The organism is Streptomyces sp. 71268 (genome assembly GCF_029392895.1).
GTDB lineage: Bacteria > Actinomycetota > Actinomycetes > Streptomycetales > Streptomycetaceae > Streptomyces.
This window is the reverse complement of the sequence record NZ_CP114200.1, coordinates 2,032,887-2,059,276: the sequence shown is the minus strand read 5'-3', so window position 1 is coordinate 2,059,276 and position 26,390 is coordinate 2,032,887. Positions and strand designations below refer to the sequence as shown.

Annotated in this window: 18 protein-coding genes; 15 read left to right on the top strand and 3 right to left on the bottom strand. The window is 71.4% G+C overall.

Annotated elements, in window-relative coordinates; all coding sequences use genetic code 11:
* Positions 1 to 78 precede the first annotated feature (78 nt).
* From rimP to OYE22_RS07430, 8 genes are all read left to right on the top strand, one after another.
* Entirely contained in the window at positions 79 to 594 is a 516-nt protein-coding gene (gene rimP / locus OYE22_RS07465) for a ribosome maturation factor RimP (RefSeq protein WP_277319676.1), read from the top strand.
* 2 nt (positions 595 to 596) lie between these two features.
* On the top strand, positions 597 to 1,601 hold the full coding sequence (nusA, locus tag OYE22_RS07460; RefSeq protein ID WP_277319675.1) for a transcription termination factor NusA: 1,005 nt from the start codon (positions 597 to 599) through the stop codon (positions 1,599 to 1,601).
* A 986-nt stretch (positions 1,602 to 2,587) separates the two neighbouring features.
* Positions 2,588 to 2,866, top strand: coding sequence for a YlxR family protein (locus tag OYE22_RS07455; RefSeq protein WP_277319673.1), 279 nt, complete (start codon positions 2,588 to 2,590; stop codon positions 2,864 to 2,866).
* 153 nt (positions 2,867 to 3,019) lie between these two features.
* Positions 3,020 to 6,130 (top strand): translation initiation factor IF-2, encoded by a 3,111-nt coding sequence (infB, locus tag OYE22_RS07450; RefSeq protein ID WP_277319672.1) that lies wholly within the window; start codon positions 3,020 to 3,022, stop codon positions 6,128 to 6,130.
* Between the two features lie 174 nt (positions 6,131 to 6,304).
* The gene (locus OYE22_RS07445) at positions 6,305 to 6,598 is read left to right on the top strand and encodes a DUF503 domain-containing protein (protein WP_176164422.1); all 294 of its coding nucleotides are present in this window, start codon (positions 6,305 to 6,307) and stop codon (positions 6,596 to 6,598) included.
* A gap of 151 nt (positions 6,599 to 6,749) precedes the next feature.
* Complete coding sequence (rbfA, locus tag OYE22_RS07440; protein ID WP_277319671.1) at positions 6,750 to 7,226, top strand: 30S ribosome-binding factor RbfA; 477 nt, start codon at positions 6,750 to 6,752, stop codon at positions 7,224 to 7,226.
* Positions 7,223 to 8,125 (top strand): tRNA pseudouridine(55) synthase TruB, encoded by a 903-nt coding sequence (truB, locus tag OYE22_RS07435; RefSeq protein ID WP_277319670.1) that lies wholly within the window; start codon positions 7,223 to 7,225, stop codon positions 8,123 to 8,125. The genes rbfA and truB overlap by 4 nt, the downstream gene beginning before the upstream one ends.
* A 326-nt stretch (positions 8,126 to 8,451) precedes the next feature.
* Positions 8,452 to 9,429, top strand: coding sequence for a bifunctional riboflavin kinase/FAD synthetase (locus tag OYE22_RS07430; protein ID WP_277319669.1), 978 nt, complete (start codon positions 8,452 to 8,454; stop codon positions 9,427 to 9,429).
* Positions 9,430 to 9,686: 257 nt separating this feature from the next.
* Here OYE22_RS07430 and OYE22_RS07425 read toward each other — a convergent pair whose 3' ends face one another.
* The 3 genes from OYE22_RS07425 to eccE all read right to left on the bottom strand — a co-directional run bounded on the left by OYE22_RS07425 (position 9,687) and on the right by eccE (position 15,997).
* Positions 9,687 to 13,298: an SCO5717 family growth-regulating ATPase gene (locus OYE22_RS07425; protein WP_277319667.1), complete on the bottom strand. Its 3,612-nt coding sequence runs from the start codon at positions 13,296 to 13,298 to the stop codon at positions 9,687 to 9,689.
* A gap of 324 nt (positions 13,299 to 13,622) precedes the next feature.
* Positions 13,623 to 14,384, bottom strand: coding sequence for a hypothetical protein (locus OYE22_RS07420; RefSeq protein WP_277319665.1), 762 nt, complete (start codon positions 14,382 to 14,384; stop codon positions 13,623 to 13,625).
* Positions 14,385 to 14,782: 398 nt separating this feature from the next.
* Positions 14,783 to 15,997 carry a type VII secretion protein EccE gene (eccE, locus tag OYE22_RS07415; protein WP_277324032.1) on the bottom strand — a complete coding sequence of 405 codons (1,215 nt, stop codon included), beginning with the start codon at positions 15,995 to 15,997 and terminating at the stop codon, positions 14,783 to 14,785.
* A 585-nt stretch (positions 15,998 to 16,582) separates the two neighbouring features.
* Between eccE and eccB the strand changes: the two genes are divergently transcribed.
* From eccB to OYE22_RS07380, 7 genes are all read left to right on the top strand, one after another.
* Entirely contained in the window at positions 16,583 to 18,157 is a 1,575-nt protein-coding gene (eccB, locus tag OYE22_RS07410; protein WP_277319664.1) for a type VII secretion protein EccB, read from the top strand.
* Between the two features lie 301 nt (positions 18,158 to 18,458).
* A complete protein-coding gene (mycP, locus tag OYE22_RS07405; protein ID WP_277319663.1) occupies positions 18,459 to 19,766 on the top strand; it encodes a type VII secretion-associated serine protease mycosin in 1,308 nt (435 codons plus the stop codon).
* Between the two features lie 728 nt (positions 19,767 to 20,494).
* Complete coding sequence (locus OYE22_RS07400) at positions 20,495 to 21,937, top strand: PQQ-binding-like beta-propeller repeat protein (RefSeq protein WP_277319662.1); 1,443 nt, start codon at positions 20,495 to 20,497, stop codon at positions 21,935 to 21,937.
* Positions 21,938 to 22,280: 343 nt separating this feature from the next.
* Entirely contained in the window at positions 22,281 to 22,766 is a 486-nt protein-coding gene (locus OYE22_RS07395) for a hypothetical protein (protein WP_277319660.1), read from the top strand.
* Between the two features lie 1,571 nt (positions 22,767 to 24,337).
* Positions 24,338 to 25,615: a S8 family serine peptidase gene (locus tag OYE22_RS07390; protein ID WP_277319659.1), complete on the top strand. Its 1,278-nt coding sequence runs from the start codon at positions 24,338 to 24,340 to the stop codon at positions 25,613 to 25,615.
* A 45-nt stretch (positions 25,616 to 25,660) separates the two neighbouring features.
* Complete coding sequence (locus OYE22_RS07385) at positions 25,661 to 26,002, top strand: WXG100 family type VII secretion target (protein WP_277319658.1); 342 nt, start codon at positions 25,661 to 25,663, stop codon at positions 26,000 to 26,002.
* Between the two features lie 37 nt (positions 26,003 to 26,039).
* Positions 26,040 to 26,327 (top strand): WXG100 family type VII secretion target, encoded by a 288-nt coding sequence (locus OYE22_RS07380; RefSeq protein WP_176164434.1) that lies wholly within the window; start codon positions 26,040 to 26,042, stop codon positions 26,325 to 26,327.
* Positions 26,328 to 26,390 lie beyond the last annotated feature (63 nt).

The following is a 26,390-nucleotide window of genomic DNA, read 5'->3' as shown; positions in this document are numbered from 1 at the left end:
CCCGTCGTCGGAACAGCTAGGCTTTGGTCTGACACGCGACGTTCCCACAACAGCACACGCGGCCGAGGAGTCACCCGGATGAGCACCACCCAGAGCGAGAGGCTGCGCGGACTGCTGACACCGCTTGTCAGCGCGCGGGACCTGGATCTGGAAGAGATCGAGGTGACCCCGGCCGGGAAGCGGCGCGTGCTCCGTATCGTGGTGGACTCCGACGAGGGCGTGCAGTTGGACGCGTGTGCGGAGTTGAGCCGAGCGGTCTCGCAGACCCTCGACGAAACGGACGTCATGGGCGGCGCACCGTACGTCCTTGAGGTCACCTCGCCCGGCGCCGACCGGCCGTTGACCGAGCCGCGCCACTACCGCCGCGCCACAGGTCGCCTCATGAAGGCACAGCTCGTCGAGGGCGGGGAGTTGCTCGCCCGGATCGTCGCGGTGGACGCCGACGGGCTCGACCTGGAGGTCCCGGGTGTGAAGGGTCGCAAGCCCACGGAGCGCCGCCTTGCCTTCAGCGAGATCTCCAAGGCACGAGTGGAGATCGAGTTCAATCGCAAGGCCAGTGAGAAGCAGAACGACGAGAGCCAAGAGGAGGCGTAGCCGTGGACATCGACATGAGTGCCCTGCGGGGTCTGGTGCGGGAGAAGGAGATCTCGTTCGACCTGCTGGTCGAGGCGATCGAGGCGGCCCTCCTCATCGCGTACCACCGCACCGAGGGCAGCCGCCGGCAGGCGCGCGTTGAGCTGGATCGCCAGACCGGTCACGTGACGGTGTGGGCGAAGGAGGACGCCGCCGACCTGGAGGACGCCCAGGAGGGCGCCGAGCCGCAGGAGTTCGACGACACGCCGTCCGGGTTCGGGCGGATCGCCGCGACGACCGCCAAGCAGGTCATCCTGCAGCGCCTGCGGGACGCCGAGGAAGAGGTGACCTTCGGTGAGTACGCGGGGCGCGAGGGCGATGTCGTCGCGGGCATCGTCCAGCAGGGCAAGGACCCCAAGAACGTGCTGGTGGACATCGGCAAGCTGGAGGCCATCCTGCCGGTGCAGGAGCAGGTCCCCGGCGAGGAGTACACCCACGGCACCCGCCTGCGCACCTACGTCGTTCGGGTGGCCAAGGGCGTACGCGGCCCGTCGGTCACGCTCTCGCGGACCCACCCCAACCTCGTGCGCAAGCTCTTCGCGCTGGAGGTGCCGGAGATCGCGGACGGCTCGGTGGAGATCGCGGCCATCGCGCGTGAGGCGGGGCACCGTACGAAGATCGCCGTACGCTCCACCCGTTCCGGTCTCAATGCCAAGGGTGCCTGCATCGGTCCGATGGGCGGGCGGGTGCGCAACGTGATGGCGGAGTTGCACGGCGAGAAGATCGACATCGTGGACTGGTCGGACGACCCGGCCGAGCTGGTGGCCAACGCGCTGTCGCCGGCGCGGGTCAGCAAGGTGGAGGTCGTGGACCTGTCGGCGCGTTCCGCGCGCGTGACGGTGCCGGACTACCAGCTCTCGCTCGCCATCGGCAAGGAGGGGCAGAACGCCCGCCTCGCCGCGCGTCTCACGGGTTGGCGCATCGACATCCGCCCCGACACCGAGCAGCAGCCGGCCGGCCAGAGCTGAGCCCCACGCCCGCGCGGTCGCGCGGGGGTACGACGGAGCGCGCGGGGCCGGTGCGGAGGCTGCGGGTCCGCGCGAGGGCGCACGAGCCTGTACGGGGGGCGTGCGGCGCACGCCGCTCGTGTGTCATGCGCCACGGAGCGGGCCGGTTGGCGCACTGCTGCCGAGCGCTCCGCCCCGGGGCGGAGCCGATATGGAACGTGGCGCCATGCGTACGGCGCGCCGGCACTGGATGGCGGGCCCCGGAACGAGACCGTCACCCAATCGCATCGGGCCAGAACCGCCCCTCTCGTGGGCCCGACGATCCGGCGCCCCGCCTCCGGACCCGGCTCGCGTCGTACCCCTCGTACGCCGAAGTCGCCGACTGCGCCAAGCGGGGCGTCCAGCACGCAGAGCGAGGCAGGGAGCCCAGCGGCCACGTTCGCCGAGTGGGCCGCGTGTCGGAGCCAGCGACGTAGAACCGGCGGCCAGTGGGCGCGAGCGGGGCGGCACAGGGTCTCACCACCCCGTGATCTCCATCCACACGGTCCCGCCGCCAAGCGCCCGGAGCCTGAGGCTCGGCACCCTGAAGCCTCGGGGCCCGACCCCTCGAGACATGCGGCACCGTCGCCCACCGCAGCCCCCGCACGGCGAGACTGGCCGGAGCACGGAGCACGGAGCACGGAGCACGGAGCACGGAGCACGGAGCACGGAGCACGGAGCACGGAGCACGGAGCACGGAGCGGCGATGCTGCCTGGGGGCACGGGGCACGGGGCACGGGGCACGGGGCACGGGGCACGGGGCACGGGGCACGGGGCACGGGGCACGGGGCACGGGGCGGCTGGATGCCGGCCGTGTCCGGTTGGTGGGCCGGTGTCGCACGCTGTGCGGCACCAGGAACGCGGAGTCGTCGCCGAGCGAGCGACGGGCTCAGCGAAGCGGCATAACGACGACCGTTCGATCGTTGCCCTAAACGGGTGGGGTCGACGCGGGGAGGTAGACTAAAACAGTGTCTGGCCGGACGCGCGTCAGCGCATGCCCTGAACGAACCTGTGTGGGATGTCGGGAGCGTGCGGTAAAGGGCGATCTACTGCGCATCGTGGTGGTCGAGGGCGGATGTGTCCCCGATCAGCGCGGTACGCTGCCCGGCCGGGGTGCGTACGTGCACCCGACACTGGTCTGTCACGACCTGGCGGTTCGCCGCCGGGCGTTTCCCCGGGCCTTCCGGGTCCAGGGCCCGCTCGACACGACCGCCTTGCGGGGCTACGTCGAGCAGGTAACACCGTAAGAGTTGGAAGAACGGCACGGGACACCGTGCGGTCAGGTACCTCGCGAGTTGGAAGTAGGTCGAGATTGCGATGAGCACTCGATGAGTACGCGATGAGTACGCCCATGAAGTAGCGACGGTCCGGCGGTGAACCCCGGACCTAAAAGGAGCGATGTGGCTAAGGTCCGGGTATACGAACTCGCTAAGGAGTTCGGCGTCGAGAGCAAGGTCGTCATGGCCAAGCTCACTGAACTCGGTGAATTCGTACGTTCAGCGTCCTCGACGATCGAGGCGCCGGTTGTGCGCAAGTTGACTGACGCTTTCCAGCAGGGCAACGGTTCCGGCCGTTCCGCTGGCAAGCCCGCGGCGCCGCGCAAGGCGTCGCCCGCCAAGCCGTCTGCGCCGTCTCCGCAGGCGGCCCGTCCCGCTGCCCCGAAGGCCCCGACGCCCGGCCCCAAGCCGGCGTCGAGCGGTCCCGCGGGCGGCACTGGTGCGGCCCCCACGCCGGGTCCGCGCCCCACTCCGGGCCCGAAGAGCCCGACGCCGGCCTCGGCTCCGCGCCCCGGCCCCGCCCCGGCGGCGCCGTCCGCGCCGGCGCAGCCCGAGTTCACCGCGCCCCCCGCGGCTCCGGCCGCGTCCCCCAGGCCCAGTGGCGCCAAGCCCGGCGCGACGCCGGGCCCGCGTCCCAGCGCCCGTCCCAGCACGCCCGGTCAGGGCGGCGGTCAGGGTCAGGGTGGCGGGCGCTCCGGCGCGCCGCGTCCCGGCGGCCAGGGTGGCGCTCCCCGTCCGGGCGGGCGCCCCTCCGGCCCGCGCCCGGGCAACAACCCCTTCACCTCCGGCGGCAGCACCGGCATGTCCCGCCCGCAGGCGCCCCGTCCGGGTGGCCCGCGGCCCGGCCCCGGTGGTCAGAGCCAGGGTGGTCCGCGCCCGCAGGGTGGCGGTCAGGGCGGTCACGCCGGTCCGCGTCCCGGTCCGAGCGGCGCCCGTCCGAGCCCCGGCTCGATGCCCCGTCCGCAGAGCGGCCCCGGCGGCGTCCCGCGTCCCGGTGGCGGCCCTGGTGGCCCCGGTGGTAACCGTCCGAACCCGGGCATGATGCCGCAGCGTCCGGCCGCGGGTCCGCGTCCGGGCCCCGGTGGCGGCGGTCGTGGCCCCGGTGGCGCTGGTCGCCCCGGTGGTGGCGGTGGCGCTGGCCGTCCCGGTGGCGGCGGCGGTTTCGCCGGTCGTCCCGGTGGTGGCGGTGGCGGCGGTCGTCCCGGTGGCGGCGGCGGTTTCGCCGGTCGTCCCGGTGGCGGTGGCGGCGGCTTCGGTGGCCGTCCCGGCTTCGGCGGTCGTCCCGGTGGCCCGGGTGGCCGTGGTGGCACGCAGGGCGCGTTCGGTCGTCCCGGCGGTCCGGCGCGGCGCGGTCGCAAGTCGAAGCGGCAGCGGCGCCAGGAGTACGAGGCCATGCAGGCCCCGTCGGTCGGCGGCGTGATGCTGCCGCGCGGCAACGGACAGACCGTCCGCCTGTCGCGTGGTGCCTCGCTCACCGACTTCGCGGAGAAGATCAACGCCAACCCGGCGTCGCTCGTCGCCGTGATGCTCAACCTCGGTGAGATGGTCACCGCGACCCAGTCGGTCTCGGACGAGACGCTGCAGCTCCTCGCCGACGAGATGAACTACAACGTCGAGATCGTCAGCCCGGAGGAGGAGGACCGCGAGCTGCTCGAGTCCTTCGACATCGAGTTCGGCGAGAACGAGGGCGGCGAGGACATGCTCGTCGCGCGTCCGCCGGTGGTGACCGTCATGGGTCACGTCGACCACGGTAAGACGCGACTGCTCGACGCGATCCGCAAGACCAACGTGGTCGCGGGCGAGGCTGGTGGCATCACCCAGCACATCGGTGCGTACCAGGTCTCGACCGAGGTCAACAACGAAGAGCGCAAGATCACCTTCATCGACACCCCGGGTCACGAGGCGTTCACCGCCATGCGTGCCCGTGGTGCGAAGTCGACGGACATCGCGATCCTCGTGGTGGCCGCCAACGACGGTGTGATGCCGCAGACGATCGAGGCGCTCAACCACGCCAAGGCGGCCGACGTGCCGATCGTGGTCGCGGTGAACAAGATCGACGTCGAGGGTGCCGACCCGACCAAGGTGCGCGGTCAGCTCACCGAGTTCGGTCTGGTGGCCGAGGAGTACGGCGGCGACACCATGTTCGTCGACATCTCCGCGCGTCAGGGCCTCAACATCGACCAGCTCCTGGAGGCGGTCGTCCTGACCGCTGACGCCTCGCTCGACCTGCGCGCCAACGCGGAGCAGGACGCGCAGGGCATCGCGATCGAGGCCCACCTCGACCGTGGCCGTGGCGCCGTGGCCACCGTGCTGGTCCAGCGCGGCACCCTGCGCGTCGGCGACACGATGGTGGCGGGCGACGCGTACGGCAGGGTCCGGGCGATGCTCGACGACACCGGCGCCCAGCTCGAAGAGGCCGGCCCCTCGACCCCGGTCCTGGTGCTCGGTCTGACCAACGTGCCGGGCGCTGGCGACAACTTCCTGGTCGTCGACGAGGACCGGACGGCTCGGCAGATCGCCGAGAAGCGTGCGGCCCGCGAGCGCAACGCCGCGTTCGCCAAGCGCACCCGCCGGGTCTCCCTGGAGGACCTGGACAAGGTGCTCAAGGCCGGCGAGGTGCAGCAGCTCAACCTCATCATCAAGGGCGACGCGTCCGGTTCGGTCGAGGCCCTGGAGTCCTCGCTGCTCCAGCTCGACGTCGGCGAAGAGGTGGACCTGCGCATCCTGCACCGCGGTGTGGGTGCGGTCACCGAGACCGACATCGACCTGGCGGCGGGCTCCGACGCCATCGTCATCGGCTTCAACGTGCGGGCCGAGGGCCGCGCCACGTCGGCGGCCGAGCGCGAGGGTGTCGACGTCCGGTACTACTCGGTCATCTACCAGGTGATCGAGGAGATCGAGGCGGCCCTCAAGGGCATGCTCAAGCCGGAGTACGAAGAGGTCGAGCTGGGCACGGCGGAGATCCGCGAGGTCTTCCGCTCCTCCAAGCTCGGCAACATCGCGGGTGTCCTCATCCGCTCCGGCGAGGTCAAGCGCAACACCAAGGCACGCCTGCTGCGCGACGGCAAGGTCGTGGCGGAGAACCTCAACATCGAGGGCCTGCGCCGCTTCAAGGACGACGTCACCGAGATCCGCGAAGGGTTCGAGGGTGGTATCAACCTCGGCAACTTCAACGACATCAAGGTCGACGACGTCATCGCGACGTACGAGATGCGGGAGAAGCCGCGCGGCTGATCTCGTCTGACCCGTAACGGTCCGGGGCCGGTCGGCCGGGCCCCCTCCGCCGCTGGTGACAGCGGCGGAGGGGAAATCCCGTCGATCGGCCTCGGCCGTTGCGTGTACGGTTCTGGTGTCCCTGCCAAGCAGTGGCGGGGGGCTACCCCGAACCGGCGGGTTAACCGGACAGACATGTATGTAGGGACCTTGTCCTTCGATCTGCTCCTCGGCGACGTACGGTCGTTGAAGGAGAAGCGCTCCGTCGTCCGCCCGATCGTCGCCGAGCTGTACCGCAAGTACGCGGTGAGCGTGGCGGAGGTCGGCGACCAGGACCTCTACCGCAGGGCCGAGATCGGTCTGGCGGCGGTCTCCGGGGACACGGGGCACCTCGCGGACGTGCTCGACCGATGCGAACGCTGGGTCGCCGCTCGCCCCGAAGTGGAGCTGCTGTCAGTCAGACGGCGGTACCACGGCGACGACGACTGACCGTGACCGTCGGGGCACCGCCCGACCTCGCGGCGGGCCCGCGGTGGCTGGGCCGGTGGCGGTTCGCAACGGGGCCCCGCGACGGCGCGGGGAGCCACGGCGCCGCGTCCGACGACTTGATACGTGAACCGAAGAAGAGAGAAGAAGACGCATGACCGACACCGCGCGGGCACGCAAGCTGGCTGACCGCATCCGGGTCGTGGTCGCGGAGACCCTGCAGCGACGCATCAAGGACCCGCGGCTGGGCTACGTGACGATCACGGACACCCGGGTCACCGGTGACCTGCGGGAGGCGACTGTCTTCTACACGGTCTTCGGCGACGAGGAGGAGCGCACCGCGTCGGCCGCGGCGCTGGAGAGCGCCAAGGGAGTGCTGCGCTCCGAGGTGGGCCGCCAGACCGGCGTCCGCTTCACCCCCACGCTGACGTTCGTCCCGGACGCGCTGCCCGACAACGCCCGCACCATCGACGACCTGCTCGCCAAGGCGAAGGCGGCCGACGCGCAGGTACGCGAGGCGTCCGAGGGCGCCACGTACGCCGGCGACGCCGACCCGTACCGCAAGCCGGACGAGGACGACGACGAGGCCCCCGAGGCCGAGACCGGCAGCGAGGGCACCACACAGGCATGAAGCGCAAGGGAACCGGTCCGGACGGACTGGTGATCGTGGACAAGCCGGCCGGCTTTACCTCGCACGACGTCGTGGCCAAACTGCGTCGCTTCGCGGGAACGCGCCGGGTCGGACACGCCGGGACGCTCGATCCCATGGCGACCGGCGTGCTGGTCATCGGCGTGGAGAAGGCGACCCGACTCCTCGGTCACCTGGCGCTCACCGAGAAGGAGTACGCGGCGACCATCAGGCTCGGCCAGAGCACCGTCACCGACGACGCCGAGGGCGAGATCACCGCGTCCGCAGGCGCCGAGGGCCTGGAGCGGGCGGCCGTCGACGCCGGCGTGGCCAAGCTGACCGGCGACATCCAGCAGGTTCCGTCCAAGGTCAGCGCCATCAAGATCGACGGCAAGCGGTCGTACTCACGGGTACGGGAGGGCGAGGAGTTCGAGATCCCGGCCCGCCCCGTGACGGTCTCGACCTTCGACGTGCACGAGATGCGCGAGGCGGTCGCCGCCGACGGCGCGCGCGTCGTGGACCTCAACGTCACGGTCGTGTGCTCCTCGGGTACGTACATCCGGGCGCTCGCCCGCGACCTGGGCACCGACCTCGGCACCGGGGGCCACCTCACCGCGTTGCGCCGTACCCGGGTCGGCCCCTACGGCCTGTCCGGGGCGTACTCGCTGGAGGAGCTGGAGGCGTCGCTGACGGTGCTCCCGATCGCCGACGCCGCGGCGGCGGCCTTCCCCCGCTGGGACGTCAGCGCCGAACAGGCGCGCCTTCTGGGCAACGGCGTCCGCCTCAAGGGCCCTGGGCTCGGCGTCGAGGGCCCCGTCGCGGTCTTCGACCCCGACGGTCGGTTCCTGGCACTCATCGAGGAACGGGACGGCAAGGCCAAGAGCCTGGCGGTCTTCGCCTAGGAACCGCCCGCCGCGAGGCCGTGCCACGGCCCCACGCCGCCGTACGCCGCCGCCATCAGGCACCCCAGCCGCCGGCCCCGTCCCGTGACGGAGCCGGCGGCTTCGCGCTGCCCGCCGACGGGAGCTGTGCTGTCCGCGGGTACGTCGTCCTTGTCGCGCCATACTCGGAGCACGGAGCACGGAGCACGGAGCCCTGGCAGGCTCCCGCGGTGGGTGAGCCCGGGGCGTGCGGGGACGGGTGGGTGATGGCGGGGACGGGACGTGGGCATGGCAGTCTTAGACCTGCGTCATTGGACAGACAAGAGTTCGGGTGAGGAGCGGGCACAGTGCAACGCTGGCGTGGCTTGGAGGACATCCCCGAGGCAGCATTCTTTGGGTCTGGGGGACGCAGCGTGGTCACCATCGGCTCGTACGACGGCGTGCACCGCGGGCACCAGTTGATCATCGGTCGGGCCGTGGCGCGGGCGCGCGAGCTCGGCGTACCCGCGGTGGTGGTGACCTTCGACCCGCACCCGAGCGAGGTCGTGCGCCCCGGCAGCCACCCACCGCTGCTGGCCCCGCACCACCGGCGCGCCGAGCTGATGGCGGAGCTGGGAGTGGACGCGGTGCTGATCCTGCCGTTCACGATGGAGTTCTCGAAGCTCCCGCCGAGCGAGTTCGTGGTCAAGGTGCTCGTGGACAAGTTGCGCGCGAAGGTGGTCGTGGAGGGCCCGAACTTCCGCTTCGGGCACAAGGCCGCCGGCAACGTGGAGACGCTCAGGGAACTCGGCCGCACCTACGACTACGAGGTCGAGATCGTCGACCTCTACGAGCGGGGCGAGGCAGGAGGCGGCGAGCCGTTCTCGTCGACGTTGACCCGCAAGCTCGTCGCCGAGGGCGACGTGGCGGGCGCCATGGAGGTGCTGGGTCGCCCGCACCGGGTGGAGGGCGTCGTCGTACGGGGCGCGCAGCGCGGGCGCGAGCTCGGCTATCCCACCGCCAACCTGGAGACCCTGCCGCACACGGCGATCCCGGCCGACGGCGTCTACGCCGGCTGGCTCACGGCGAACGGGGAGGCGATGCCGGCGGCCATCTCGGTCGGCACCAACCCGCAGTTCGACGGCACGGAGCGGACGGTGGAGGCGTACGCGATCGACCGGGTCGGGCTCGACCTGTACGGGCTCCACGTGGAGGTCGACTTCCTCGCCTTCCTGCGGGGGCAGGAGAAGTTCGCGACCATCGAGGCGCTGCTGGAGCGCATGGCCGTCGATGTGCGGCGCGCCCGGGAACTCGTGGCCGCCCACGACGGCGCCGAGCAGTCCTGAACCGGGCAGCGCCCCGGCAAGCGGCCTGAGCCAGCCGGAGCGCCCGGCTCCAGGGGCTCTCGGCGGCGGCCGGGGCGCGCGCCCGGGGCGGGCCTTGCGAGTAGAGCGCGGCTTGCTCCGTGGCGTCGGCGCCCGGGGCGCTATGGCACTGTCCGCGCACGAGCGGGGTCGCGAACGACGGGGCCCGCACCGTGGCGCTCGGACACCAGAGGGTGTCCGGGCGACGGTGCGGGCCCCGCTGTCGTATGTCCCGCTGCCTACTGCTGCGGCGCCGGCGGCTGCGGCCAGCCGCCCTGGCCGGCGCCTTGCTGGTTGTCCTGGCCCGCTTGCTGGTGCGCGCCGGGTTGGCCGGGCAGGGGGTAGCCGTACCCGTACGGGGCCTGCCCGGGCTGCTGCCCCTGCGGGGCCGGCTGGGCGGCCTGCTGCGCCCCGTACTGGCCCGCCTGCCCCTGAGGGTCGGGCTGGGGCGCCGGAGGCTGCTGCTGCCAGCTCTGCCCCGGCTGCGGGCCCGGTTGCCGCGGGAAGCCCTGGTGCTGCGGGTACGCCGCCCCGCCGGGGCCCGGTTGCGGCTGGCCGTACGGGTCGCCGGGCTGCTGCCCGTAGCCGGGGGGCTGCTGCTGCGCCGGGTACCCCGTGGCGGGAGGAGCGCCCTGCTGGCCCGGCATCGGCGGGGCCACGTGCGGGGGCTGGGCGGCGCTGCCGTCCGTCGTCCACAGGCCCTGCTCCTGCTGGGCCCGGGTGAAGTCCTCGGCGACCAGCGCGGAGAGGTTGAAGTACGCCTCACGGGTCTTGGGCCGCATCATCGTCAGATCGACCTCGGCGCCCGCCGCCAGGTGCTCGTCGAACGGCACCACGACCACGCCGCGGCAGCGGGTCTCGAAGTGCGACACGATGTCCTCGACCTTGATCATCTTTCCGGTCTCGCGGACGCCGGAGATGACGGTGATGCTGCGCGACACCAGATCGGCGTAACCGTGCGCGGAGAGCCAGTCGAGCGTGGTGCTCGCGCTGCTCGCGCCGTCGACCGACGGCGTGGAGATGATGATGAGCTGGTGCGCGAGGTCGAGGACGCCGCGCATGGCGCTGTAGAGCAGGCCGGTGCCGGAGTCGGTGAGGATGATCGGGTACTGCTTGCCGAGCACGTCGATGACGCGGCGGTAGTCCTCGTCGTTGAAGGTCGTCGAGACGGCCGGGTCCACGTCGTTGGCGAGGATCTCCAGGCCCGACGGGGCCTGTGAGGTGAACCGCCGGATATCCATGTAGCTGTTGAGGTACGGGATCGCCGTGACCAGGTCGCGGATGGTCGCCCCGGTCTCGCGCCGGACGCGGCGGCCGAGCGTACCGGCGTCCGGGTTGGCGTCGATGGCGATGACCTTGTCCTGCCGCTCCGTGGAGAGCGTCGCGCCGAGCGCCGTCGTCGTCGTGGTCTTGCCGACGCCGCCCTTGAGGCTGATGACCGCGATCCGGTAGCAGGACAGCACCGGCGTACGGATCAGCTCCAGCTTGCGCTGCCGCTCCGCCTCCTCCTTCTTGCCACCCAACTTGAACCGCGACGCCGCCCCGCCCTGCTTCTTGGGCTTCTGCTTGGCGCGCAGCAGGCGGTCGGAGGACAGTTCGACGGCCGCGGTGTAGCCGAGCGGGGCGCCGGCCCCGTGCCCCGTGCGCGCGCGTTGGTCGGCCGGCGCGGTCGGCCACTCCCCGGAGCGCGGGTCAACGGGACCGGCCCCGTGCGGCTGTGCTGCGGCCCCGTGCCCCTGCGCGGGCGCCGCCTGTTGCCCCGCGTACGGGCCGGCCGCGCCGTGCTGCGCCTGCTGGCCGGACTGCCCCTGCTCGGGGGTGGGCGCGGTGGGCTGTGGGAACCCGTACCCGCCCGGCGGCACGGCGCCCTGGCCGCCGGCTGCGGGGGCCGCGTTCGGCGCCCCGGACTGCGGGAAGCCGTAGCCGCCCGGCGCCGCGCCCGGGTGAGCGGTGGCCGGGGCCGCCTGCTGCTGCTCAGCGCTGCCCGCCGGGCCTGGGGCCGAAGTCGGGGCGGCCAGCGGGTAGCCGTAGCCGGACGGGGCGGCGGGGCCGGGCTGCCCGTGGGCTGCCGCCTGCGCGGGCGCGCCGCCGGCCTGCGGACCGGGGCCGGCCACCTGGCCGGGCGCGCCGTTCCTCGGGTCATGGCCGGGGCCGCCTGGCGTGTGCTGCGCGGACGGTGCGTGCTGGGCGGCGGCGTGATCGGCGACGGACTGTGCGTCGGACGGCTGTGCGCCGGGGAACGGCGCTGCCGCGCCGGGGCCACCCTGCTGCGGGTAGCCGTAACCGCCCTGCTGTGGCGCCGCGTTGGGCGCCTGGTGCTGCTGTCCGGGCGGCGGCGCGAGGCCGGGCTGGGGCTGTGCGTGCGGCGTGGGCGGCGCCCACGGCCCGCTCTGCTGCGGCGCCGGCGCGGCGGCGGGCGCCGCGCCCGATGCGGCGGCGTTGTCCGAAGCGGCCGACGCCTGCCCGGGAGCACCGCCCGCGTGCGGTGCGGCGGACTGGTCCGCGCCCCACTGTGTACCCAGCGGCGGCGACGCGGCGGGGCCGGCGGCGCCGTGTGCCGCGGGGCCGGACTGTCCGGCGGGCGGCGGTGTGGCCCGCTCGAAGTTCGGCGGCAGCGGCGGCAGGCCGGTCTGCGGGGCAGCCGGCGGCCAGGCCGTCGCGGGCTGGGCGTCGGGAGCGTACGGCGGTGTGGCGGGTGCAGGGGCGCCCGGCGACGCGGCGTCGGACGGCGCCCCGGCGCCGGCCTCGCGCGCGGCATCCGCCCCGGTGGCGTCGGGCGAGGCGGCCTCGTTGCCGCCCGCTCCGCGCTCCGCCGCCTCGCGCCGCATCGCCGCGGTGGAGAACCGCATGGTGCCAGGGCCGGCGGCGCCGGTCACCGACCCGGCGCTGGAGGACGCTTCGGGCCGCGCGCTGGCGGACGACTCCTGTCCGCCGGACGAACTCGGTACCTCACCCACGGACCCGTCCGCCCGATCGGCGTTTCCGCGTGCCGCGATCTCCTCCATGTCGCGCTGGAGCGAGGCGGTGGAGAAGCGCACGGTGGAGGGGCTCTGACCGGGCTCAGTCGCGGCGGGGCCCCCACCCGTGCTCGGCTCGCGGTCCGCCACGGCCTCGGCCGCGCCGTCCGCATCGTCCCGCGCACCGCCGCGGGCGTCGGTTGACGACTCGGCGGCGCCTGCGGGCGCGGCGTCCGTGTCGGCCGGCTTCGCGGCGTCGGTACCCGCTCCGTCGCCACCCGCGGTCGCGTCCGCCTCCGCATCCACGCCCGCGCCTACGGCATCGCGCGCCGCGCCGCCGCCCGCGTCGGAGCCCTCCTTGTCGAGGACCGCGCCCGAAGACGAAGCGGAAACCGAACCGGAATTCGAAGTGGAAGCGGATTCCGACCTCGTTCCGGCCTCCGGCGCGCCGGTTGCGCCCGACTCGTCCGCCGCCGGTGGTGTCGACACGTCGACCTTCGGTGTCACCGCAGGCGGCGCCCAGGAGGACTGGTACGCGTCCGGCGCGGGCAGCCCCGGCACCGCTACGGGGCTCCCGGTCGGCGGCGGGGGAGCGGTGGAGCCGGAGGCCGCGTCGTGACCGCCGGATGGTGGAGGCGTCGCGGGCACCGACGGCATGGGCGGCCACGGTGAGGCAGAAGCCGAACTCGACGGCGGGGGCGGCGGTGTGGACGAGGCGAACGCCGAGGAAGGCGACGACGAAGAGGAAGGCGAAGAGGAGGCAGCGTTCTGCGTATACCAGGCAGGCGGGGTGTAGTCGATAGTGAACTCGCCCGTGTGCTCGGCGTCCGCGTCGGACTGATCCTCGCCCGGGTTGGTTCCGCCCGTGCGGATCTCGTCCCGATCGCTGTTCACAATGCCTCCTGCTGGTGTGGTCGAGCACCCTCGAATTTTCCGGCGGGCCGACCGTTCCCGTCGCACGACCGCTCGGCTTTCCCCCATGGGGACGCGGAGCCACCGCAATCAGGTTCTCCGCACTCCACACCAAGACTAATCACCATGAGCGCAACAACGGCAGGCCCGCCCCCTGGCCCCGGTCCACGCGAGGGGAACCGGCGGTGTCCGCCCGGCGATCGCGGCCCCCGCGCCCCGTGCGCTCCAGGCCCGGCGTCTCGGAGCACCCGGCACATCTGCGCCCCGTCAGCCTCACCCGGCGCGCGAACCGACCACCCGGGGGCGTCAGTCCACGCGGCGCGGTGCGCCCAGGAGCGCCGTTTCGATATCCGTCGCCCGTATCGTGACGTACTGCCGTGAACGCCGTGTACACCACAGAGTTACCTCGTCGGGCAGCGACGACAGCGCGTTCACATCCGCCTGGGGCAGCGCCAGCACTTGGCCCACCGCGCTGGCCTCGTCAGGCGAAACCCGCTGGATACCCACCAGATCGGCATGTTCGAGCAGGCGCGGGGCCACCGGGCTGACGTAGGGCAGCAACGTCAGGACCGACTGCCAGGGCGTCGAGGTGACCCGCCCCCGTGGCGGGCGCATCCCGCAGTCGCGTACGACCAACACGGGGCCGCGCACCGACGGCCCCTGCGGTGCCACCCGACCCACCTCGTGCGTCACCATGCAGGGGTGGCCGCCGCCAGCGGCCTGCACGAGCGGACCCCAGGACTGGGCGCGCCCGGTCTCCACGGCCACCCGCAGACCCGTACCCGCCGCCCGCAGCGCCAGGGCCTGCGCGGTCCACAACCCGCCGACGAGCACGACGTCATACGGGGCCGGGCGACTGAGCCCGAGCGTGACGGGACGCTGCTGCTGGTCGGCCCCGATCACCACGCCGTCATCGCCGATCGGCAGGGATAACGCTGACAGTTGACTGGCCCGCAGCACGTGACGGTCGCGGCGCGGGCCGATCAGTCCGAAGCCGAACCTGGCCCGAACGCCGCGCCGCCCCCCGGCCGTTGCCCCGTCACCAGGCGTGCCGCCCCCCGCTGGCACGGGCCCCGGCGGGGTGGACGCCGGCGGCGAGGCGGCGGGCGCGAGCTGGCCCAGGGCCAGCGTGCCGGGCCCGGCGGGTGCCGGGGCGGGTGCCGTGTGGGGGCCCGCGCCGGGGTGAGCGAACGGCGCCCCGGACGCAGGGCCGGGCGTGGCCGGTGCCGGCCGTCCCTGCCCAGCGACCACGCCGGCGCCGCCCACCGCACCCCCGTTGCCAGTTGGTGCCGGGCCGCCAGCGCCTCCCGGCGTACGCGCGGACCCGGGCGCCCCCGCGCCCCCCGAAGCGCCGGGGGCGCCGAAGGTGTTCGGGGCCGCGCCCCCTGCCATGGGCGCCCCGGGGTACGGACCGGCCGCGTCCGGCGGGTAGCCAGAGGCCCCGGGCGTGGATGGAGGTGTGGTCATCAGCGGGTCCCCCCAAGCGGCAGGGTGGCCAGTACGCCGGGCACCTGCTCACGGTCCAGCCGGACCAGGCCGGCCTTGGCCTCGCGCGCCGTACGCTCCAACTCGCGCCGCGCGCTGACTAGTTCATCGTCGCTGCGCCCCGTGATCCGTACGTGTCCACTGAGGGCGACCTCCTGGCTGCCGCCGCGCGCGAGGGTCAGGCTGAACGTCGTCGCCAGCACCGGCACGGCCGTCAGTAGCGACACCAGGCGAGCCAACGGCGTCGCGCTGGTGCCCAACTGGGGCCACCGGCCGACCCAGTATGTGGTGTGTCGACGGTCGTCACAGCGCCAGGTACGGGAGGTCTCCACGGTGCGCCGCGCCGGCCCGCCCGACGAGCCGCCGGACGCGGCGGCGATCGGGTTGGCGCACGCGGCGGCGGCCACGGCCGCGATCAGCTCCGCCTCGGAGAGCACGTCCGCCCGGAAGCCGGCGCCTATCAGTCGGCTGGCCAACTGGTCGGCCGCGCGCAACAGGCTCCGCTGCGCCCCGCCCAACCCGCCGCCCCTGGCGGCGACCGCCTCCGGGCACAGCTCCGGATCGAGCTTCAGCGCGACCCAGGTCACGCGCAGCGCGGGCGCGCCCGACTGGGCCTGCAGCGGGCCGTAGTTACGCATGGCCGCCGTCTGCTGTGGCAGATGGGGCGCGGGCGCTGGTTGGGTGTGCTGCACGACCTGGGTCGACTCCAGCCGTACGCCGTCCACGTCCATGGCCTCACGCAACAGCTCAAGAGGCAGCGAACGTTCGCCACCCGCCGGCCGCAGGCCGTGGTCAGCGGCCTCCACGCGCAACACGGCCGTCAGGAACGTGCCGTCCCCGATCATGCCCACGTCGCGCCGTGAACGGCCGGCGAAGGAGTACGTGCGCAGCGCCGGCTCGCACTCCAGGACCGGCGCGAGCCCCGGGTCGGTGCCGGCCGGAACGCGTACCGAAGCGGCCCGGCGCGTGCGCTGACGCAGGCCCCGCGCGGTCGCCAGCCACTCCGGCAACGAGCGCCGGCGCCGGCGCACCACGGCGACCAGCACCAGCACGGTGGCGACGGCCGCGGCGGGCACCACCAGCAGCGTGTCGACGACCCAGGCCACGAGCAGCACGGCGGCGGCGATCTCCACGAGCACGAGTTGGCGCAACGGGAAGGCGCTGAACCCACCCGCCCGCGCCGCCTTGCGCGGCACGGCCGTCGTCGCCGCGCCGGGCCCCGCCGGCACACCACGCCCCTGGCCCGGCGTTCCCACGGTGGTCCTACCGGCTCCCGTCGCCCCACCCGCGACCGCTGTTCCCGTCATCGCCCCCAGCTCCGCCCTCGACCCCGATCCCGGCCCCGGCCCGGCGTCCGACCGAGGTCACGCCCCCGGCCCCCGCCCCGTCCGTGGCCCCCGTCCCGCTCGGGGCACGTCGCACGGCGGCGCCCCGTCACATCGCCCGCGGCATCGGCGCGTTGTCGGGATGACCGGAGCGCCCGTAAGCACCCACAGACCATGCGTGTCATGTCCGTACGCCCCCTCGCGCCGCGCCACCGCAGACTGCCGCCCCGGTCGCTCTGCCACCCCGCGCCCCACACACCCCGCTGTCGTGCGCACACTGACCGTAGACCGTAGCGCCCGCGCGCCCAAGCCCGGGACCCCCAATCTTGCGCGGAGTGACCCGAGCGTCACGCACCGAACGCTTACCGGCATAGTAGGGGGCCGGTCTGACAGCGGCGCCCGAACGCGGGTGCCGCACGGCCAGCACCGTTTCAGCCTGGGGGAGGAACTGAGGCCATGGCATCACGGCGGGACGAGCTCAACGCGTACACCTTCGCCAGGAAACGGGTGGTCGCTGCCTTCCTGCAGCCCACGCCTGCTGGCACCGAGGAGGGGGCGCCCCGCGCGCTGCGCGCCGTACTGCCCGGGGCCATCGTCGGCGCCCTGATCCTGGCCGGATTCGGCGCGTGGGGCATGTTCAAACCCAAGGCCCCCAAGGGCTGGGACGAGCCGAAGACGAACGTCATCATCGGCAGCGACTCCACCACCCGGTACGTGGTCCTGGAGACCAACGGCAAGGCGCAACTCCACCCCGTCCTCAACCTCGCCTCGGCCAAGCTCCTGCTCAATCCCGACAAGGGCAAGGTCATCAAGGTCGACGAGAAGGTGCTGGACAACGGGAAGATCCCGCACGGCCCCACCATCGGCATCCCCTACGCCCCCGACCGGCTGCCCGACGCGGGCGACGCGGGCAAGGCCAAGCGCTGGGCGGTGTGCGAGCAGCCAGGCGGTCGCGGCAGCACGGTGCAGAAGGCGACGTTCGTCCTGGCCGATCGCGAGACGTCGAAGGTGGAGGGTACGGAGCGGCTGCGCGACGGTCAGGTGATGTACGTACGGGCCCAGAACGGGGCGCGCTACCTCGTGGACGGCAAGGGCTCCAAGTACCTGATCGGGGGCTCCGACTGGCGCCAACGCTCGAAGGACTACACCTCCGCGTACGACAAGCTGTTGCTGCGCACCCTGGTCGGCAACAGGTCCGCCCATCCGCAGAGCGTCACCGACGACTGGCTGAAAACGCTGCGCGACGGCACCCCGATCACGTTCCCGCACCTTCCGGGCACCGTCGCCGCCGACGCGGGCATCGACGGGCTCAGCGAGGAGGAGGGGCGCGTGGGCATGGTGCTCAGGGCGAAGACCGGCACCGGGCCCCAGCACTACGTCGTGCTCCCCGGCAAGGTGCTCCCTGTCTCGGACTTCACCGCCGAACTGCTCCTCAGCTCGCCCGAAACGGACCGTCTGAATCAGGCCGGACAGGCCAGGGACGTCGACGCCCAGGCGTTTACGCCCGAGGGCGCCGAAGACTCCTTCTACGGTGACCGCGCGTGGCCACAGGCGAAGGCGGCGCAGGTCAACTCGCTCGGAGGCGAGTCAGCCCGCGACACGGTGTGCAGCGTCCTGCGCGACGTGAGGGCCAACGGCACCACGAAGCTGAGTACCTGGGCTGGCAAGGGGTTTCCCGCGACGATCGCGGAGGGCGGCAGCACCACCTACGTCACGCCGGGCACCGGGCTGCTCTACCGCGAGATCCGCGGTCACCAGTCCACCTCCGGCTCGCTCTTCCTGGTGACCGACACCGGGCTGCGCTACGCGGTGCAGACGAACAACGACAGCAGCTCCGAGGAGAGCGTGATCGGCACGGACGGCAAGCCGAAGAAGGCGGACGAGCAGGCCCAGCGCGAGGTCGACCAGGCGCGCATCCGCCTCGGATACCGAGACGTCAAGCCGGCCCGCGTGCCCATCGAGTGGTCGTCCTTCCTGGCCAAGGGCCCCCGTCTGGACACCACCGCGGCCCGACAGCCGCAGGGAGCGTAACCACGGCGTACGGGGCGGCGATCCTGCCCGGGAGCACGGAGCACGGAGCACGGAGCACGGAGCACGGAGCACGGAGCACGGAGCACGGAGCACGGAGCACGGAGCACGGAGCACGGAGCGGTGATCCTGCCTGGGGGCACGGGGCACGGGGCACGGGGCACGGGGCACGGGGCACGGGGCACGGGGCACGGGGCGGAGCGGCGGCGGGGGCGGGCGCCGGGGGGCGTCCGCGCGGCGACGGGGCACGGGGCGCCGCGCTCCGGGGCGTAGGAACGGGAACACGGGAGAGGGACGAACGACGATGTGGACGACGCACCAGGCAACCCGGTCGGTGGCGCTGTCGGCCGCCGCGCTGCTGACGAGCCTCGGGGCGGCTTCTCCCGCCAACGGGGTGACGGCCGACGTGGGGGAACCCGCACCAGAGGGCCGGGCCCAGTCGGTGACCGGCCGCGAGTCCGCTGCCCCCGTGCGGGATATCGGCCTCACCCCGAACGGCGGGGGCGAGTGCACGTACCCGATGAAGAAGCAGTTCGCCGCTCGTCCGTGGGCGCTTCAGCGCGTCGTACTCGACGAGCTGTGGCAGGAAACCAAGGGCGAGGGCGTGAAGGTCGCGGTCATCGACACCGGGGTGGACGACGCGAATCCGCAGTTGGCGCCCGCGGTGGACGACGGGAGCGGCCTCGACCTGGTGAGCAAGGGAAAGCGCAAGGACCCGACAGCCGACGCCGTGGGACACGGCACGAAGGTCGCGGGCATCATCGCCGCCAGCCCGCGGCGGGGCACGGGCTTCGTCGGTCTGGCGCCGGAATCGACCATCATTCCGATCCGGCAGAACGACGAGAAGGGCACGGGCACGACGAAGACCATGGTGGTGGCCATCGAGCACGCCATTGCCGAGGGGGCCCGGGTTATCAACATCTCGCAGGACACGGCCAAGCCACTCTCGCACCATTCCGATCTGGCGATGGCGGTGGAAAGGGCGCGGCAAAGGGACATCGTCGTTGTGGCGTCGGCGGGTAACGACGGTCTCGACAACAAGGTGAAGGAAACCTATCCGGCGGCCTACACGGGCGTGTTGGCCGTGGCGTCTTCCGACCGCAACAACGAACGCGCCCCTTTCTCCCAGCGCGGCGACTTCGTCGGGGTCGCGGCACCGGGCGTGGACATCGTCTCGACCGTTCCCGGAAATGGTCAGTGCGTTGACAACGGCACCAGCTTCTCCGCGCCGTACGTGGCCGGCGTCGCCGCGTTACTGCGCGCCAAATACCCGAACTGGAAGGAGCACGAGGTCGTCGCCTGGATCAAGCAGACCGCGAACCGGTCGATCAACGGCCGGGACAACAACGTCGGTTGGGGCGTCGTCGATCCGGTACGAGCCCTCGGCGGCAGGGTCAGCCCGATCTCGACGCCCGCGCCGGACAGGGCTCCAGGCCGGCAGAGCGCCCCGGAGCCGGCGCGGCTCACGCTCGGCGAGACGGCACAGGAGCGGCGCGAGCGACTGGCCACGTACGCGCTCGGCGCCACGGCCGTGACCGTCGCGGTCATCGCCGGCACGGCGGTCATCCTCCGCGACCGGCGCCGCCGCGCCGAACGCCGCGCGACAGGCTGACCCCCGGCAACGGCACCCTCGCCCCGTACGCCCCGTCTCGTCGACACTGCCCCGTGCCCCGTGCCCCGTGCCCCGTGCCCCGTGCCCCGTGCCCCGTGCCCCGTGCGCGAGGGCGCGTGCGTCGGGCCGGCTCCGTGCTCCCGTAACCGCCCCGCGCTCCGTGCTCCGCGCCCCGTCGAGCGGATGGCGCGAGCCCGCCGCGGAAGTGAATAGCGGACCTGATGATCAAGCGGCTCGCTATCACCAACATCCATGACCCGCTACCTCATCAAGGCATTCTTGGCCGGTAATGGTAGAAAGAACCCCCGCTCGATCAGTCATTGCATGGCGGGCTCCGCGACCGGTTCGCTCCTTTTCGGGGGAAAGATCATCCGAATTGCGGGAGGAGGCCGATCGGTCGGCGGGTCCGCGTGAAGAGGTAGGCGCTCATGTCGCAGCCGCCACAGCCCCCAAACCAGCCGCCCGGCGGCTTCGGTGCGCCGCAGGAACCGTCGCTGGGCGGCTTTGGCGCACCCCAGCAGCCGCACGTGCCGCCGGCCGCGCCACAGGCCCCGCCGACGCCCCCACCGGCTCCGCCTGGCGCGCCGACGCCCGCGCCGGCATGGGGCGGCGCCGGCGGGTACGCGCAGCATCCGACGCAGCCGAACCCGTACGTCCAGCAGCCCCAGTACGGCTACCCGCCGGCGGGCCAGCCGCCCTACGGTGCGCCAGGGCCGGGCGGGCCCGCAATGCCCGGTGCCCCTGGCGGCGGTCAGGGCGGTCAGCGTAAGAAGCGCACGGCGATCATCGTCGCCGCGACGGTGGCGGCCGTACTGGCGGCGGGTGGCGGCGTGTGGGCCGTGGTGGGCGGCGACGACGGCGACAAGGAGCCCAAGGCACAGCAGAGCACGGAGCCCGAGAAGAAGGAGTCGACGGAGCCGAGCAAGGCGCCCGAGGAATCCGCGACCCCCGAGGAAGAGGAACTCGACCCGAACGAGATCCGCCAGGACGGCGAGGCGAAGGTCCTCTTCCAGACACCAGCTCCCAAGGTGGCGCGCAGCGGCGAGGACGTGCCCGGTTTCTGGGTTATGGACGACTACGTGGTGAAGGCCGTTCAGACCAAGATCGTCGCGTACGACAACAGTGGCGCGGAAAAGTGGAACGTCCCGCTGCCGAAGACGGTGTGCGCGGCCCCGACCACCGCTAATGACGACGGAAAGGTCGTCGTCGCGTACGAGGGGCGCAAGAAGAACGAATGCAGTCAGCTCGCGCTGATCGACCTCAAGGCAGGAAAGAAGCTCTGGGACAAGCCGGCGCCCGAGGGCGGGATGTTCGGCGGGGGATACAACAGCCTGGGCATGGCCCAGAGCGGCGACGCGGTGGGCCTCTCCTGGTTCGGCGGCTCCGCCCTGGTGAGCGTCAAGGACGGCAACCCGCTTCCGGTCCAGGAACTGACCGCCGCGTGCTCCGTCAAGGGCTGGGCGGGCGGCAAGGCCCTCCTGCGCGCGTACTCCTGCAATGACGGCACCGCCAAACTGCAGAAGGTGGACCCGGCGACCGGGAAGGTCGCGTGGACGTACCCCGTGCGAAAGGGGTACGAGGTGGCGAAGATCTACTCCACCAGTCCGGTGGTCATCCATCTCGTCAACGAGGACCGAAAGTCGGGTGGCCTCATCGCCGTCAAGGAGGGCGGAAAGGAGCGTTCCGCCCTCGACCTCGGCGGACAGAGCTACCAGCCGGACTGCGGCATGAGCATCTTCGGCTCGAATATGGGGTCCTGCCAGGGCGTCGTGGCCTCCGACGACACGTTCTTCCTGCCCACCGCGTTGGGTAAGAGCAGTTCCTCCGGGCTCACCACCGAGATTCACGCCTTCGACCTCAACACCGGTAAGAAGAAATGGGAGTCGAAGACCGACGGGCGCATGATGTCCCCGTTGCGCATGGACGGTAAGAACCTGATCGCCTATCAGCAGCCCACGTACGACAAGGCCGGCACGATCGTCAGCATTTCCCCGAGCGGCGGCAAGCCACAGAAGACGGTGCTCCAACTGCCCGCGGCAACCAGGGAAGCGGAGAACGGCTTCTACCGCACGCGCCGCGTCTTCGACGAGCGAGGCCGCTTCTACATGGCCTCCGAGCGCCTGACCGGCGACGAGGAGAAGGAAAAGCTCATCATGGCCTTCGGCCCCTGAGGAGCCCCGGGTAGCTCTGCCCGAACGAGCTGAGGGGGCGTACGCCAACTGGTGTACGCCCCCTTCGTGTTGTCTACGCGCGCGCATTCCCCCGTTGCCCGGGAGTTGGGGGGCTCCCGGGGCCGGCCGGCCGGGGGCAAGCCCGTCCGGGCGGCGCCACTAATCGCCCTCGCGGGGGCATTTCAGACCACCCGTCAGGAGCAGGGGCGGCCTGGCGCTACGTGGGGACGTACTCAACGGCCAGTAATCGTTGGCGTGGTCACTTATCGCTGCGCGCGACGTCGCTCCGAGTGGTTAGAGTGGTACGCGAAGTCATCTGCGCCGTACGGGGAGGCGGAGTGAGATGGGCGAACAAGACCAGAACGGTGGCCGCGACGTAGGTGGCAGGCGGGGTGGAGCTGACCTCGCGCGCGAGGCCGAGACGCTGAGCTACTTCAAGGGAAAGATCGACAAGATCCTCCTTGACCTGGAGTCGTCTCCGGCAGCGAAGAGCAAGATCGGCGACCAGACCATCACGCGCGCTGCCTACGGAACGGGCTTCAGCGCGGCGGACGATCTCGCGAGCATGTACGACAAGGTGCACGGGCGGTTGGAGAAGTTCTCCCAGACCCTGGGGGACCAACTGGAGGCACTCGGCATCGCGGTGCAGATCGCGGACCGCGGCTACGACAGCATCGACGCGAAACAGGCCGCACGGCTGCATGAGATCCAGCGCCGTGCGCGTGAGGAGTACCCGACGACGAAGCAGGGTCAGCCCGCCGACCAGGGAACAGGACCGGTGGAGGCAGGGAGTGGCGAGACGGGCGGCTCCGGCTCGGACTTCAGGTAGCGGACAGCGGAAAGAGGGGGCATGGGGAACGGGGAGTTCGAGGGTCAGTCCCTTGAGAGCCTGCACGCGATGCTGGCGGGCTCAGATCCGGCCAAGCTGGCGAACGCGGGGAACGCGCTCAACGACGCGGCCCCGAAGATCGCAGAGGTCGGCAACTACCTGCGGAGCCACGCAACGCGTGTTGAGTGGCGTGGCGAAGGTGCCGAGAGCTTCCGCGAGTGGTCGCATCACTTCGCCTTGGAAGTGATGCGATTAGGGGAGTTCACAGGCGCCGTCGGTAACCACATGGTCAACGCGGGGCAAGCGTTGTCCGAGGCCAAGGCGGCCGTACCAAAGCCCGTTGACGCGGAGAAGGCGCACGGGGACCCTGACGCGGACAAGGCGCACATCGCCGACGGCACGACCAAGCTCCAACAGGCCATCCATCAGATGGAGCGGCTTTCTTCCTACTACCGGGCGGCCAAAGAGGACATGGCGGCTGAGCGGGAGCCGGAGTTCAAGCCGTTGCAGTTCGGTGATGGGGTTGTCATCCCTGAGACGCCGTACGAATCGGATTCGACTCCCGCTATGCAGCATTCACGCGGTGCGACGAGTGTTCAACCCCAGTCCGTTTCGGCGGTTGGAGTGAACAGTCACGGCGGCTTGCCCATTCTCCCTAACCTTGAAAATGGTGGCACGTCAGGAGAGAAGGTAGGGGTGGGTCTCGATGGAGTGGAGAGGCTGCCACCTCATGCTCGCGACTTGCCGGCGCCTCTTCCGACGCCTGCAGAGCCTTCGCGGCCGGGGCTATCGCTGCCTACAGTGCCTGCTCGCGTAATGCCTATGCCCGAACTCCAGAAGCCGAGTGCCCCTGGGGAGGGGCGCACACCTACAACTCGCACACCTTCCGACGGTCCAATCGGCCAAGCGCGGTCTAATCTGCAGGCCAAGCGCCGGCAGCCGTCCAACTTGCCCGGTATCTCGGGTGGGCACCTCCGTAACCCGCACGGCTTGCCGGGTGGCTCTCGACTGCCGCGAGGGCTGACCGTAGGGGAGGAGCGTGCTCCCTTCGCGCGAGGGTCCACGCCCGGCAGCGTTCCGCCTGCGGGAGGCACTCCTGTGATGGGCGGTAACCCTGGGGGAAACCGACGGGGTTACGACCACACTGTCTCGCAGCCCCCCGGCTCATCAACCCCGGTGGCCGCGAACTCTCCACGGGGCGTAGTCGCTGGTGAGGAGCGAGGTGGGACAGCCAGAGGGCCGCTTCCCGGGGCAGCCGGTGGTATGCCCGTCGGAGGCTCGGGTGGCACGAGAGGCCCTGGCGGCGGTAGGGCAGGGCAAGGGTTGGCCATGGAACCGGGTGGTACAGCCGCAGCTAGGCGTGTGAGTCCGTTGCGCAGCACTGACTTCACACCTGGCGGGACTGGACTGGTTCGTGGGTCAAGTGTTGCGCCAGCGTCGCAACAGGGGGCCCAGCAGTCGCATCGGCCCGAGCGACGCGAGCAAGGCGACGAGTGGCCTCTGGGGCGGGACACGGTCCCCCCGGTTGTTGAGTAGCCACACCCTGCTGAATCACCAGGAGAATAGCGCGCATGCCTTCTTCACTGAGCCATTGGCGACGAGGCGTAGTCCACCTGCTCGTGCTCCTAGGAGTTGGGTCGATATGGACGGTCTCTCCCGCTGCTGCTGACGACTTTCAGGATCGCCAGTGGCATCTCGACGCGATGAGCGTTGAAGAGTTATGGCCAGTGAGTACGGGGAAGGGAGTGACTATCGCCGTTATCGATTCGGGTGTAGATCAGGTTCCCGAATTGCGAGGGCGTGTAGTGGATGAGAGAAACTTTGCCGGCGATCCGCCGGCGAACGGCGGCAGTGGCCGCAGTCACGGAACGGCGATGGCCTCGTTGATCGCTGGCACAGCCAGCTCGGGAGGTGTGCAAGGCATCGCCCCCGGGGCGAGGGTCATGTCCTTGCAGACCGGTTACGGCGGTACGTCGATCGGCGGGTCTGCGGAAGTCTGGGCTCAGGCCATTAGATATGCTGCTGATAATGGTGCACGCATTATTAATTTCTCGCAGACTTCGCGAGCCTTGGTGCCAGGGACGGCAGGCTCACTCGATCGACCACTGAGACAGCTCAAGAGTGCTGTCGACTATGCTCGCGGAAAAGGTCTCTTGATCTTCGCGGGGACAGGGAATGATGCTGAAAGGAGTAACGCCCCTGGATATCCATCGAGCTTTCCCGGAGTGGTTGGCGTAGGGGCGGTTGATCGCTCTGGAAAGGTGGCTAAATTCTCCACCTACGGGCCGCAAGTGAAGCTGGCAGCCCCCGGCGTGGACATTCCAGCAAGGTGCAAGAGCGGCCAAGGGCTTTGCAGAAGTGGCGGCACCAGCCCCGCCACCGCCCTAGCCTCCGCCTCCGCTGCCCTCATCTGGTCCAAGCACCCCACCTGGACGAACAACCAGGTCCTCCGCGTGATGATGCAGACCGCGAGTAAGCCGGAGGGGAAAGTACCCAGTAAGTACATCGGGTACGGCATTATCCGGCCGGGGCAGGTGCTGATTGACGGCAAGGGTGATCCGGGTGATCCCGATGTCAACCCGTTGCTGCCCAAGGAGAAGGAGCAGGCGAAGCCAACGCAGCAGCCGTCCGCAGCGCCTTCCGGATCGGCTCCGGGCAGCGACAAGGGCTCGGATTCCGAAGACGCGCAGCGCGCGGCCGAGGGGGTCGCGGTCAGCGGTGGCGACGGGGGTGACGACGGAGGGTCCGGCCTTCTGTGGCCGGTGCTGGGAACGGGCGCCGGCATCGCGGTCATTGGTGGGGCTGTCTTCTATCTGCGACGGCGCCAACCTCGCTCAAGCATGTATTGACCGACCAGCACGACTCAACGTACGAAAAACGGAGGGAAGCACGTCATGGCCGGAAATCTGAAGGTAACCGAGGCCGAACTCACGCAGCTCATCAACGACCTGGACCTGATGGAGAGTTCGCTGGAAAACAAGATCCGGTCACTGAATGCTGTGGTGGACCGGATCGAGAGCGGCTGGAAGGGTTCGGCCGCGGGGGCGTACAACCAGCTTCAGAGTGGGGTCAACCTGCATGCCCGCAAGATTCGTGAGCTGCTGGTCCTCATCGAGCAGGCGATGAAGATGAGCCGTGACGGGTTCTCGCAGCAAGAACTGGACCAGTTGCAGAAGTTCAAGAACATGCAGGGCGGCGAGGGCGGCGGCCAGAGTCGCATTCTCGACATGGCCTGACGACCACCATTCCTCTGAACTGACCCAAGGAGAGAAGATGTCCCTGCTCGTTACGTACGAGACCGTGACCACGGCCGCCAATGACGTCCGTACGACCGCGAACACGCTGAAGACCGAACTCGACGAGCTGCACCGGCGCGTGGAGCGCGTCGTCTCGACGTGGGAGGGTGACGCGCAGATCGCCTTCCACGAGACCCAGACGCAGTGGAACACCTCGGTCAACGAGCTGACCAGCACGCTGCACCAGATCGCGCGCGCCCTGGACGACGCGACGGAGGGCTACCGCGCCACGGACAAGGCCGCCGCGGCCCAGTTCCGCATCTGAGGTTCCCCGCAGCACGCACACGTCGGCCCGACGGTTCCCCGAACCGTCGGGCCGACGCGCGTG